General features: G+C 34.1%; 11 protein-coding genes. 7 read left to right on the top strand and 4 right to left on the bottom strand.

Annotated features, from left to right (window positions below):
- The first annotated feature begins 16 nt into the window (after window positions 1-16).
- The gene (locus WMO18_RS01610; RefSeq protein WP_211147332.1) at window positions 17-412 is read left to right on the top strand and encodes a heavy-metal-associated domain-containing protein; all 396 of its coding nucleotides are present in this window, start codon (window positions 17-19) and stop codon (window positions 410-412) included.
- Between the two features lie 20 nt (window positions 413-432).
- Here WMO18_RS01610 and WMO18_RS01605 read toward each other — a convergent pair whose 3' ends face one another.
- From WMO18_RS01605 to WMO18_RS01595, 3 genes are all read right to left on the bottom strand, one after another.
- A complete protein-coding gene (locus WMO18_RS01605; protein WP_211147331.1) occupies window positions 433-1,239 on the bottom strand; it encodes a DegV family protein in 807 nt (268 codons plus the stop codon).
- A 107-nt stretch (window positions 1,240-1,346) separates the two neighbouring features.
- On the bottom strand, window positions 1,347-2,342 hold the full coding sequence (gene trpS / locus WMO18_RS01600; RefSeq protein WP_022505952.1) for a tryptophan--tRNA ligase: 996 nt from the start codon (window positions 2,340-2,342) through the stop codon (window positions 1,347-1,349).
- Window positions 2,343-2,353: 11 nt separating this feature from the next.
- Window positions 2,354-3,547 carry an aminotransferase-like domain-containing protein gene (locus WMO18_RS01595; RefSeq protein WP_211147330.1) on the bottom strand — a complete coding sequence of 398 codons (1,194 nt, stop codon included), beginning with the start codon at window positions 3,545-3,547 and terminating at the stop codon, window positions 2,354-2,356.
- Window positions 3,548-3,740: 193 nt separating this feature from the next.
- Between WMO18_RS01595 and WMO18_RS01590 the strand changes: the two genes are divergently transcribed.
- Together WMO18_RS01590 and WMO18_RS01585 are read left to right on the top strand one after the other, a co-directional pair.
- The gene (locus WMO18_RS01590) at window positions 3,741-5,039 is read left to right on the top strand and encodes a DHHW family protein (RefSeq protein WP_211147329.1); all 1,299 of its coding nucleotides are present in this window, start codon (window positions 3,741-3,743) and stop codon (window positions 5,037-5,039) included.
- Window positions 5,040-5,069: 30 nt separating this feature from the next.
- The gene (locus WMO18_RS01585; RefSeq protein ID WP_211147328.1) at window positions 5,070-5,759 is read left to right on the top strand and encodes a bis(5'-nucleosyl)-tetraphosphatase; all 690 of its coding nucleotides are present in this window, start codon (window positions 5,070-5,072) and stop codon (window positions 5,757-5,759) included.
- A gap of 801 nt (window positions 5,760-6,560) precedes the next feature.
- On the opposite strand, the gene spoVAC is transcribed toward WMO18_RS01585, so the two are convergent.
- The gene (spoVAC, locus tag WMO18_RS01580; RefSeq protein ID WP_022504824.1) at window positions 6,561-7,016 is read right to left on the bottom strand and encodes a stage V sporulation protein AC; all 456 of its coding nucleotides are present in this window, start codon (window positions 7,014-7,016) and stop codon (window positions 6,561-6,563) included.
- 118 nt (window positions 7,017-7,134) lie between these two features.
- Here spoVAC and WMO18_RS01575 point away from each other — a divergent pair, with 118 nt between their 5' ends.
- Genes WMO18_RS01575 through WMO18_RS01560 form a run of 4 tightly spaced genes read left to right on the top strand, consistent with a single transcriptional unit; the run spans window position 7,135 to window position 12,003 of the window.
- Window positions 7,135-8,256 (top strand): cysteine desulfurase family protein, encoded by a 1,122-nt coding sequence (locus WMO18_RS01575; protein ID WP_211147605.1) that lies wholly within the window; start codon window positions 7,135-7,137, stop codon window positions 8,254-8,256.
- Between the two features lie 14 nt (window positions 8,257-8,270).
- On the top strand, window positions 8,271-9,443 hold the full coding sequence (thiI, locus tag WMO18_RS01570; protein ID WP_211147604.1) for a tRNA uracil 4-sulfurtransferase ThiI: 1,173 nt from the start codon (window positions 8,271-8,273) through the stop codon (window positions 9,441-9,443).
- An 11-nt stretch (window positions 9,444-9,454) separates the two neighbouring features.
- The gene (gene srtB / locus WMO18_RS01565; RefSeq protein WP_211147603.1) at window positions 9,455-11,581 is read left to right on the top strand and encodes a class B sortase; all 2,127 of its coding nucleotides are present in this window, start codon (window positions 9,455-9,457) and stop codon (window positions 11,579-11,581) included.
- 5 nt (window positions 11,582-11,586) lie between these two features.
- Window positions 11,587-12,003 (top strand): hypothetical protein, encoded by a 417-nt coding sequence (locus WMO18_RS01560; RefSeq protein WP_211147602.1) that lies wholly within the window; start codon window positions 11,587-11,589, stop codon window positions 12,001-12,003.
- Window positions 12,004-12,036 lie beyond the last annotated feature (33 nt).

Here is a 12,036-nt window from a genome sequence, read left to right as displayed (position 1 = left end):
CAAGGAGAGAAGATTTATGGATGTTTTTCAGAAACCTGCTTTTTGGGGAATTATTGCAGTTGTACTGATTGTAGTATTTGCAATTTTCGTTATAAAAAGCTATGTGAAAAAGTTATCGGAAGGATGTTGTGGTTCTTCCGGTGGGGATAAAGTAAAGAAAATTAAGGTTAAGGATAAGGACAAAAGTCACTATCCATATAAAGTAATTCTTACTGTTGACGGTATGGTGTGTCAAGGATGTGAAAGCAGAATTGAAAACACCCTCAATAACCTTGAGGGTGTTTGGGCAAAGGCAAATGCCTCTACTAAAGAAGTAACTGTATTGATGAAAAATAAGATTGATGAAAAAACCTTAAAGAAAACAGTAAACACTATTGGTGCTTATACCGTTATGAAATATAGAGAAGTTTAATTTATAGGCAGTTGTATCGGCTATCTTTTAACATATGCTACACCAAAAGCATTAGGTCCGGTATGACTGCCTATTACTGCACCTACATTTACTAAGGAATGATTGTTAATTGGTAGTTTGTCCGATAGTAGCTTTTCTTTCAGCTTAACACCCATAGAGTGGTTATCGGCATACATAATGTGGAATGGATAGGAAAAGTCAGGGTGATTTTTCACAACCTTATTTGCAATATAGTTTATTCCTCTTTGAGTGCCGATACACTTGTGAATAAGTGTGATTTTTCCTTGCTCAATAGAAACAATAGGCTTAATGGTAGACATCATAGAGGCTTTAATTCTGCCACCCTTTAGCAGATATTCAGGTGAATCAACACAAGCTATAACCACAATTCTTTTCTTTAGTTCCTCAATTTTCATAACAATTTCTTTAGCTGAAAGACCTTGATTTTTCAGCTTGATACTTTCTTCAATAAGTATCCTCATACCGGCAGATGCAGTTTCACTGTCTATAGGGTAACAGTTAAAGTCAGTACTGCAGTATTTTGCATTTTGATAAGTGCCACTAATTTTGGAGGACAAGAAAATTCCAATATAGGTGTCACCGTTATTCTCAAGTAAATTAAAGAAATCCTCAGGGGACGGTTGTGATGTTGTTGGCTTTTCTTTCTTTAGCTTTAGTAGTTTGTAGAAACCTTTTTTGGTAAGGTTAATGTTCTCTTTGTAAGTAATATTGTCAAAGGTAACTGACAGTGGAACACATTTAATATCCAAAATTTCAAGTTCATTTGGTTCTAAGTCAGCACCTGAGTCGGTAATTATTTTTATCATTTTTATCCCTCATAATATAAATTTTACCTTAATATTATTTACCGAAAATTTTTGAATATTAAAAAAGCGACCTTCCGTTTTGAAAGGTCGCTGTAATTTTATGTTGATTATTTAATGTAACCGATTTTCTTCATTACCTTGTCAAGAGTTCTTTGGCTGAAGTTCTGAGCAAAGGCATCTGCCTTTTTCCATGTTTCTTCCATATATGCTCTATCCTTGATAATTCTGTTGTATTCATCTTGGATTGGTCTTAGGTGTTCAACAACTGCTTCACCTACAGCAGTCTTAAAGTCACCGTAGCCTTTACCGTCAAATTCCTTTTCAATCTGTTCCATTGTGTTGCCTGTAACTGCACCGTAAATTGTCATTAGATTGCTGATACCCGGCTTATCTTCACTAAAGTAAATCTTAGTGTCTGTGTCTGTAATAGCTCTCTTAAACTTCTTCATAATAGTTTCAGGCTTATCAAGAACATATACGCAACCGTTAACATTTTCATCACTTTTACTCATCTTGCTTGATGGGTTCTGTAGTGACATAACTCTTGCACCGTTCTTAGGAACAAAGCCCTCAGGAATCTTAAATACATTGCCATATAGACCGTTAAATCTTGTTGCAATATCACGAGTGATTTCAAGATGTTGCATCTGGTCAGCACCAACAGGAACTTTGTCTGCTTGATAAAGTAGAATATCGGCAGCCATTAGTGCAGGGTAAGTAAACAGACCTGCGTTAATGTTATCGGCGTGTTTACGGCTTTTATCCTTAAACTGTGTCATTCTTGAAAGTTCACCAAACTGTGTGTAGCAGTTTAAAATCCAAGCTAACTGTGCATGAGTTGTTACATGGCTCTGAATGAAGAAAACACTTTTTTCAGGGTCAATGCCACAAGCTAAAAGAAGTGCATACATATCAAGAATATGCTTTCTCATTTCTTTAGGGTCTTGTCTTACTGTAATTGTGTGTAGGTCAGCAAGAGCATAAAAGCAGAAGTATTCGTCCTGCATAGTAATCCAATTCTTAATTGCTCCAAGATAGTTACCAAGAGTCATTGAGCCACTTGGTTGAATAGCACTTAAAACAATAGGTTTCTTTTCTCCCATTTTATTTTACCTCACTTAATATATTTTTCAGCAGTTTTTGCAAGTAGTTTAATTCCCTTTTCCAACTGTTCATCAGTAGGTGTTGAGAAGTTCACTCTAAAGGTGTGACATTCTTCACTTTCATCAGTTAGAAAAGCATTTCCCGGAACAACACAAACTTTGTTTTTGATTGCGTCTTTACAAAATTCTTGCATATCTACATAATCCGGTAGAGTACACATTGTGAATAATCCACCGGTAATTTTTGCATAAGTAATGCCCATTGGTACAAGATATTTGTCCATAAGATCCATCATAAACTGTGCTTTTTTTCTGTATAGGTTTCTTAGCTTTTCAAGGTGAGCATCAAAGTCATACTTTGTCATTAGTTCGTTACAAACCATCTGTGACCAAATGTTTGTATGAACATCATTACCTTGTTTGCATACAACCATCTTCTGGAAAATAGGCTTAGGTGCAATAACATAAGCAACTCTAATTCCCGGAGAGATAACCTTACTCATTGAACCGGCATAAAGCACAATACCCTCATCATCAAAACTTTTGATACAAGGAATGTACTCACCACTGTATCTAAGGTCACCGTATGGGTTGTCCTCAAGAATAAGCACATTATATTTCTTTGCAAGTTCATACATTTTCTTTCTTTTTTCAAGACTCATAGTAATGCCTGATGGGTTCTGAAAATTAGGAATAGTGTAGATAAATCTTGCGTTTTTGTGGGTTTGCAGAGCCTTTTCAAGTTCTTCCATATTCATACCGTCATCGTCAATTTTTACACCTACAAGTTTTGCGTTATAACTTCTGAAAGTGTTTAATGAACCGATAAATGACGGTGCTTCTGTAATAACCACATCACCCTCATTTACAAGGGACTTTGTAGCTAAATCCATAATCTGTTGTGCACCTGTTGTGATTAAAATATCATCAAAGTCTCTACCTACATTGTGGTGACTTTTCATATATTCCTTTAGTGTTTCTCTTAGCTGAGGATAACCCTCGGTAACACTGTACTGTAACACACCGATTGGGTTTTCTTCTAATAATCTTGAAGAGATTTCCTTGATTTCTTCAATAGGAAAAGCCTCAGGACTAGGGTTACCTGCTGATAAGGATACAACTTCAGGGTCAGCAGCATATTTAAAAATTTCTCGAATGGCAGATGGCTTTAGTGCCTGAACTCTGTCGCTGAAAGAGTATTCCATAAGTTTTACCACCTTTATTTATATAAAATTATTCTATCATATTATTGCGAAAAGTGCAACAATCTAGGTTTCTATAATATGTTTTGCAAATTATCGTATTTTCTGTTGTAATTATGTTGATTTTGTATTATAATTATATTACCTATCTATGGATATTATTTATATGAAATATGAGCAAAACGGAGATAATAATATGTCAAGTAAAAGATACTCTGATGAAGACAATGTAACTCGTTCTTATAGTGATGATTTTTATAAACAATTTGCTGATAAATACGGTGAAGTAGATTTAGAAAGCAGTGCTAAAAGAAGAAGAGACAGAGCAAGAAAAAGAGAGGCTAAGCGTAGAAGAAGAAACAACAGAATTAAACTTATTGTTTACGGTATTGTGCTTATTGCAATTGTAGTGACAATTGTTATATTTATTTGCACAGGTATCAAGAGTTGTGTAAACAGTAATAAGGATACTCAGGCAGGTGGCTTTAAGACAGTTGAAAGTTCTAAAGTAAGCAAGACAAGCAGTTCTTCAAAGGCTACTTCAAGTAATATTGATGACAGTGACCCATTACAATTCCTTACACCTGAAATTAAGGATGACAACAGTAGTGGTACATTTAGCTCAGTAAACGGTGCAGTTTACCTATGGAAAGATTCAGCTTATGAAATCTTTGGTGCATCTGCCGACAGAAGTGATATGTACTCAGATGTTATTAACAAAGCTACCGAAAAGCTGGGGGATAGCATTAAGGTATACAGTATGATGATTCCTCTTCATACAGAAATGAACCTACCTGAAAGACTAAAGAATGAAGCCGGTGCAACGAGTGAAGCCGACAACATTAAGAATGCTTACAGTAAGTTTGACAAAGCTCAGCCAATTAATATTTATAATACATTAGCAAAACATAATAGTGAATATTGTTACTTTAATTCCGATCACCATTGGACAGGTCTTGGTGCATATTATGCATACACAGCATTCTGTGAACAAACAAACCAAAAGCCAATGACAATTTCAGAAGAAGGTACACACAAGATTGAGGGCTTTACAGGTTCATTCCACACATATGGTTCAGGTCTGACAGATACAGTTTATTATTACGATTTACCATATGACACAACTTGTAAGCTATATGCCGACCCTAACGGTGAACCACAGGATGCTGACATTTACTACGAAAATGAAACATCAGGTGAAAACACATACGGTGTATTTATTAACGGTGACCAGCCTAAGTTTATTATTAACTCTCAGTGTGGTACAAATAAAAAGATTGCAGTTGTTAAGGAAAGTTTCGGTAATGCATTCGTTCCGTATCTATCAGCTAACTATAGCGAAGTCCATGTTCTTGATATGAGAAGTTGTGGTGTTACCGATTTGAAGAAATATTGTGAGGACAACGGAATTACAGAAGTTCTGTTTATGAACAATGTAATGTCAGCTAACTCTGCTGACAGAATTGCCGATATGGAAACTGTTATCGGTAAATAAGATACTTTGTTTTTTAAGGAGGTGAAATCAGTGCTTGGAAGAAAGGTAAGCGTAAATTTATTTGGACAACTAACAGATGGTTTGTATAGTGGTTATTTTACAGATGAAAAAGGTGATAATGTAAAGGCATTTGTACTTTCAAAGAACGAAGTTGAGTTTGTAGTGTCAGGTCAAGTTATCGCCATTATTACCCTAAAGACTAACGAACAAAGAGCCATTGTTGCACCGGATAGAGAGATTTACTATGAACCACAGATTCTTGATATTATCAGCAAATCAAGTAGTGTTGAGATTAGTAACATTAACTGCCTTTACGAAAAAAGTTGTGGAGCATTGATTTTCTACCGTAATAAACAAGGTGTCAGAATACTACTGGTTAAGAATCACAATGGCCGTTATTGGAGCTTCCCGAAAGGTCATATGGAACTTAATGAGTCCGAAAAAGCTACTGCTATTCGTGAAATCAAGGAAGAAACAAACCTTGATGTTAAGATTATTGATGGCTTTAGAGAGGTTAGTGACTATTGCCCATTTGGCAATATTAAGAAGAGGGTTGTTTTTTTCTTAGCACAAGCCTTTACAGATGATGTTGTTGACCAGCCGGAAGAAATCGACAGTCATATTTGGGTGGATATTCAACAAGCAAGAAAGAATTGCACCTACGAAAACGATTTGCGTGTAATTGATAAAGCCGAACTTCTTATTAATCAGTCAAAGTGATTTTTAGCAAGTGACTGTCTCAATTAAATAATTGTAATTTTTAGGCGTACATTGTACGCCTATTTTTTTACCCTTTATTTTGATAAATTGAGGCTTTTCAATTTTGTCTGTGGGTAAAGGTTAGTTTGATAAATTAGGGTTTGTCTTTTTAATTTTGATTGTGGTTAAAGGCAAATTTGTAGTGAGAATATATAGCATAAAATCATATGAAACTATGACTCACAGGTGTAGGGTCCAACACTGTTGGACCGAACAAATCAGCCTCTTTATTGGCATATTGTCCTATGTATTAAGTTATAATTTTAGTTTCTACATAGGACAAAGATACATAAAACATTTTACTATTAAACGGGCGAACAATGTTCGCCCCTACGACTGTGAGCCAAAATATGATATAAAAAATGGCATTGCTTTTGCTACAAAATATTGTTGTATTATGAATTATACAACCACATAATTTACAGTTTATACAAGGACATAGTTTACACTTTTCATATTTAAACATCTCCACAAACCCAAATTTATCTAACTCACCTTTACCCACAAATAAAATTAAAAAATTCTTATAATCAACACAAAGCCAACAAATTGGTAGTTTATAATTAGACCTACAATGGAGAAATTGTAGGTCTTTATGTTGTTTTAATTAAGTTTATATGGTTCTAATTAATTGCATAATTAAATGTATTATATTTTTATTATTTCACATTATTGTGACTATTTCAAAAATAGGAAATCTAATAAAATAAAGAAAAATAATATTAAATTAATATAGGTAACATTTAAAACAAGCAATAATAGTTACAACGGTTTTATTCCGAATAGGGAAAGGATTTGAAGTACAAGACCACAAACTACAGATGCTGAGATGCCATACACCAACACAGGACCGGCAATAACAAACATTTTAACACCTAAGCCTAGAACTAAACCTTCACTTTTAAATTCAATAGCAGGAGAGGCAATAGAGTTTGCAAAACCGGTAATAGGTACAAGTGTACCTGCACCACCGATTTTTGCAATGTTGTCGTACCAGCCAATAAAAGTTGTAAGTATTCCTAAAAAAATTAATGTAATAGAAACAAGTGTACCGGCATTATCCTTGTTCATTCCTAAATATTCATATAGGTTTTGAAAGCCTTGTCCAATAGCACAGATTAGCCCACCAATCCAAAATGCATTGAAACAATCTTTAATAATAGGACTGTTATGGCTATATTTCTTTACAAGTTTACTATATTCTTTGTTTGAAATCATATTATCACCTAAATTTATTTTGTCCGGTAAATGTAATGTTATGAAATTTTATTTTGCTATTTCATTTGTTAAATTTTTGTTGTATAATAACCTTGTATAACTATGAAGAGGAATGAAAATGCATTATTTAGATAACAGTGCAACTACTTGTGTCTATCAGGACTCAGCAAAAGTTGCTTATGACATTATGACAAAAAATTACGGTAATCCAAGCTCATTGCATAAAATGGGCTATGATGCATCTCTTGTACTTGATAACGCAAGAGAAGTTATTGCAAAGTCTGTTGGTGCTGAACCAAAGGAAATTTATTTTACTTCCGGTGGTACTGAAGCCAATAACCTTGCAGTTATGGGTACTGTAAATGCTAAAAAGAGAAATGGCAATAAAATTGTCACAACAGCTATTGAACACCCATCAGTTTTGGAAACAATGAAAGTCCTTGAAGAAAGAGGCTTTAATGTTGTTTATATTAAGCCTGAGAATGGTGTAATTCCACTTTCTGCTTTAGAAAAGGAAATTGATAAGGATACTATCCTTGTGTCTGTTATGACAGTTAATAATGAAACAGGACTTGTAACACCTACAGAAAAGATACCTGCAATTATTAAGAAAAATAATTCTAAGGCTGTTTTCCATACTGACTTTGTTCAAGGTTATGGTAAGTTAAATTGTAAGGTAAAGAAAATCGGTTGTGATTTGCTTACTGTTTCTTCTCATAAAGTACATGGACCTAAGGGTGTGGGTGCTTTGTATGTGAAGAAAGGTACACGACTTGTACCAAATACTTATGGTGGTATGCAAGAAAATAAAGTGAGACCCGGTACAGAGGCTTTGCCTTTGATTGGTGCATTTGCAAATGCAGTAGAAAAATTTAATGTCCATAAAAATTATGAGAAAGTTAAGGAATTACATTCCTACTGTATGGAACAGTTAGGTGATATTGATGGCTTAACAGTTAACAGTACAGACTTTCCATATGTTATAAATGTGTCAACAAATTGTGTTATGAGCCAGACAATGTTAACATATCTTGCTGATAAGTATGATGTGTGCATTAGCTCAGGTTCTGCTTGTCATAAAGGTGAACTTAGCCATGTGCTTTCTGCTTATGGTTACAGTGCCGATAGAATCAACTCTGCACTAAGAATCAGCTTTTGTGAAAGCAATACTAAAGAAGATGTTGATGCTTTAGTAATGGGTATAAAAAACGGTTTAAAAGAACTGGTAAAATTTAAATAAAGTTGAGAGATAATATGAAAGAAATTGTTTTAATTAAAGTTGGAGAAATTATCCTAAAAGGTTTAAATAGAAAAAGCTTTGAAAGTAAGCTGATTAAAAATATTAAATCAGCACTTGATGGTGGAGATGAATGTAAGGTTATTTCAGCTCAATCAACAATTTATGTTGAACCTGTTTATGATGATGCTGATATTGAGGACATTTGTGACAGAATCAGCAAGGTGTTTGGTATTGTTGCTTTCCATAGAGCAGCAGTAGCAGAAAAGACAATGGAAAGTATTTCTAAGGTTGCAGTTGAGTACTTAGCTGATTACCTAGATACTGCCAAGACTTTTAAGGTTGAGGCTAAGCGTAGTGACAAAAAGTTCCCTCTAAAGTCACCTGAAATTTCTCGTGAAATGGGTGGAATTATCCTAAAACACTTTAATCACCTAACAGTTGATGTACACAACCCTGATGTTCAAGTTACTGTTGAAATTCGTGACTTTGGTGCATATATTCATGCAGGTGTTGTTAAGGGTGCAGGTGGTGTACCTGTTGGCACAAGTGGTAACGGTACAATCCTAATCAGTGGTGGTATTGATTCACCTGTAGCTGCTTGGATGATGGCAAAGAGAGGTCTAAGGCTAAACGCAGTACATTTTGCTTCACCTCCATATACTTCACAGAGAGCAGAGGATAAGGTAGTTAGATTACTAAAGAAAGTTTCTGCCTATGCCGGTGAAATCACAATGTACACAGTACCGTTTACAGAAATTCAGGAAAGAATCAAGAACAATTGTCCGGAAGAACTTTTCACAATTATTATGAGAAGACTTATGATGCAAATGTCCGAACGAATTGCAAAGGATACTAAGAGCAGTTGCCTAATTACAGGTGAAAGTTTAGGTCAGGTAGCTTCCCAAACAATGCAAGCAATTGTTACTACTGATGAAGCAACAGATATGGTTGTATTCAGACCATTAATCGGTATGGACAAGGAAGAAATTATCCAAATTTCCAGAAAAATTGATACATTTGAAACATCAATTGAACCATATGAAGACTGTTGTACAGTATTTACACCAAAGCATCCTCGTACAAAGCCTGTACTAAAGAGAGTTAAGGATGCACAAGAAAAAGCTAATTTTGATGAATTAATCGAAACATCATTAAATAGCCTAAAAGTTACTCACATTAATCCATAAGGATGAGGAAAATGAAGATACTTCTGCTTCTAAAAGAAGATATACAAGTTAATAGAAAAACTTCTGTATTAAAAGAAGTGCCAACTGACTTGGAAAGTGTGGATAAAACTTATGAATTAAATCCAAAATTTCTAAAGAAAGCTGTTCTTGAGTTGCAGAAAAATAGTGATGTAACAGAAATCATCACTTGTGGTTCTTCAGATACAGAAAGAAAGTTTAGAACAACTTATGCAGATACTATTGCATATTTTGAGAAACAACTGAACAAAGATAAAGAGGGCCTTCCTGAGAAAAAAAAGGTACAAGGTAAGCACTTTGATATTTCTGAAAAGGACAAAGAACTTCTCAAGAAAAAGGATGTTTCAAAGTTAGAAATAGCCTTTGCAAAGTTTAAACCTAAAGCAAAAACTGCTTTAAGCTATGTAAATAATTATTGGAAATATTTAAAAGGTAAAACCTATAACAAAAAGAAAATTCCTGTTTATCTTGATGTGGATTATTTCTGCTTTAGTACCGATAAAATTGACTTCTTTGCATTTGTTAATGTAAGTGATGAAGTTATTTTGAAAGGTGAAAAGTTCTTAGCTGAGAAAAAACTACAGCAACAGTACATAGTTAAGAATTATGACAGTGGTATTAATAAATTTATTAAGAACCACATTCCGCTAAAGGTAGATAACAAGAATGAAGTAGTCAGAAAGACTATTCAGAATGTTGCAGTTGTGGCATTTGTAGTTGCAGGTGTGTTCTTGCTTTATAACAATGTTTATAAGTCAGTTGAGAATACTGCTATTCAGTCAGAGATTCAGTCTATCTATTATGATGGTGACACAACAAAGAAAGTTTCAGAAAAAGAAAAGGTAAGAAACTTTAAAAAGCTACAAAAAATCAACAGTGAAATTGTAGCATGGATAAATGTACCACATACAAATATTGATTATCCTGTACTATATCATAAAGAGGACACTTTACATAGTCAGTATTATTTGTACAATAACTATGAAAAGAACTATTCTCAATATGGTAGTATATTTATTGACTTTAGAAGTCAACAAGGTGTAAAGAGTAAGAATGTTATTATGCATGGACATCATATGATGGATGGTAGTATGTTTGCCAACCTATTGAAGTACGGCAAAACCTCTATTGATATGAATTTCTACAAGAAAAGTCCTACCTTTACAGTTACAACTCCTGATGATGGTGATGAAGTTTATAAGATTATTTCTGTTTACAAAACTACCGGCGATAAGAACGAAAAAGACTTCTTTAACTATCTACAAGGTGACTTTACAAGTGATGCAGAATTTATGAACTATGTGTATAACATAAAGGCTAGATCACTTATAGATACAAATGTTGATATAAACGAAAATGATACACTTGTTACCCTTTCAACTTGTTCCTATGAAGTTCACGAAAATTACAGAACTGTTGTTGTAGGTAGGAAGGTTAGAAAAGGTGAAAGTGAAAAGGTAAATGTTTCTTCAGCAGTAAAGAACAAAAATCCTTATTTCCCATCAAGTTATTATTATCGTTTTGGTGGGACTCAGCCAAAGCTAACTTCCTTTAGAACAGAACTAAAGAAAGGTAATATTGATTGGTATGACGGTAAGGGTAACCTAAGGGGTAATCAAAAGTTAACAGGTGGTAAGTATGTTATTGATAGAACTTCTACTACAACTAAGAAACCAAGTTCTAGCACAAAGAAAACTTCTTCAACATCTACAACTAAACCTACTACAAAAACATCTACCACAAAAGCTACTAAACCAAGTACTACAAGACCAAGAAAGATTTACTATACAGTTAAATTTGTAAATGCAAAAGGTAGAACTATTAAGCTACAAAGAGTGGAGAAAGGTCATAGTGCCTCTGCACCAAAAGCACCATCAAAAGCATCTACAAAGTATTATAGATATAAATTTGTAAGGTGGAGCAGTAGATTTAACCGTGTAAACAGTAACCTTGTAATTAAGCCGATTTATGCAAAGGTAAGAATACCTCAGCATAAACCAAAGCCAATTACACCAAAACCAACAAAGCCAAAGCCAAAGCCAACTACAGTACCTAAAACAACTGTACCAATTACAACACATACTACTGAACCGGCAACAGATGAAATAGAAGAGGATTGATAACTATGAAATGCGATTTAATTTTTTATCTTGCAAAGAAAACTGCATTGTGTGAAAAGAAGATAAAAGAACTTTTTGCTAATACTATTTATCAGCTTAATTCTGTTACTGCTTCTACTACACCTGACAGTTTAGGTATGCAACTTACAGATGCACTAAATTGTGTGAATCTAATCGTTGTTGTTGGTGGGCTAAGGGATAATGATGTTAGAGCAATTTCCAATGTACTGTCTAAAGCACTTGCAAATTCGTCAACAAATATCATTCCTAAAAGGCTAAAGAATGAAGTTGGAGATTTTGACGGATATATTTTAAGGTCAGGAAAACAAACGATAATTTGTATTCCCGATAATCCGAAAGAAATCGAAAATATGTTAAATGAAAATATGTTTAACTACCTAAACAGAATATATAGTGAATAAAGCAAAGAGGCTTTCCATAATGGAAAGTCTCTT

The organism is Ruminococcoides intestinihominis, from assembly GCF_040096285.1.
Lineage (GTDB): Bacteria > Bacillota > Clostridia > Oscillospirales > Acutalibacteraceae > Ruminococcoides > Ruminococcoides intestinihominis.
This window is presented reverse-complemented; position numbering and strand designations above follow the sequence as displayed.

Excerpts from the sequence above, each read along its gene's own strand:
- WMO18_RS01610 (WP_211147332.1), top strand. The coding sequence starts at position 17 with ATGGATGTTTTTCAGAAACCTGCTTTTTGGGGAATTATTGCAGTTGTA.
- WMO18_RS01590 (WP_211147329.1), top strand. The coding sequence starts at position 3,741 with ATGTCAAGTAAAAGATACTCTGATGAAGACAATGTAACTCGTTCTTAT.
- trpS (WP_022505952.1), bottom strand. The coding sequence starts at position 2,342 with ATGGGAGAAAAGAAACCTATTGTTTTAAGTGCTATTCAACCAAGTGGC.
- WMO18_RS01595 (WP_211147330.1), bottom strand. The coding sequence starts at position 3,547 with ATGGAATACTCTTTCAGCGACAGAGTTCAGGCACTAAAGCCATCTGCC.
- srtB (WP_211147603.1), top strand. The coding sequence starts at position 9,455 with ATGAAGATACTTCTGCTTCTAAAAGAAGATATACAAGTTAATAGAAAA.
- WMO18_RS01605 (WP_211147331.1), bottom strand. The coding sequence starts at position 1,239 with ATGATAAAAATAATTACCGACTCAGGTGCTGACTTAGAACCAAATGAA.
- WMO18_RS01575 (WP_211147605.1), top strand. The coding sequence starts at position 7,135 with ATGCATTATTTAGATAACAGTGCAACTACTTGTGTCTATCAGGACTCA.
- spoVAC (WP_022504824.1), bottom strand. The coding sequence starts at position 7,016 with ATGATTTCAAACAAAGAATATAGTAAACTTGTAAAGAAATATAGCCAT.
- thiI (WP_211147604.1), top strand. The coding sequence starts at position 8,271 with ATGAAAGAAATTGTTTTAATTAAAGTTGGAGAAATTATCCTAAAAGGT.
- WMO18_RS01560 (WP_211147602.1), top strand. The coding sequence starts at position 11,587 with ATGAAATGCGATTTAATTTTTTATCTTGCAAAGAAAACTGCATTGTGT.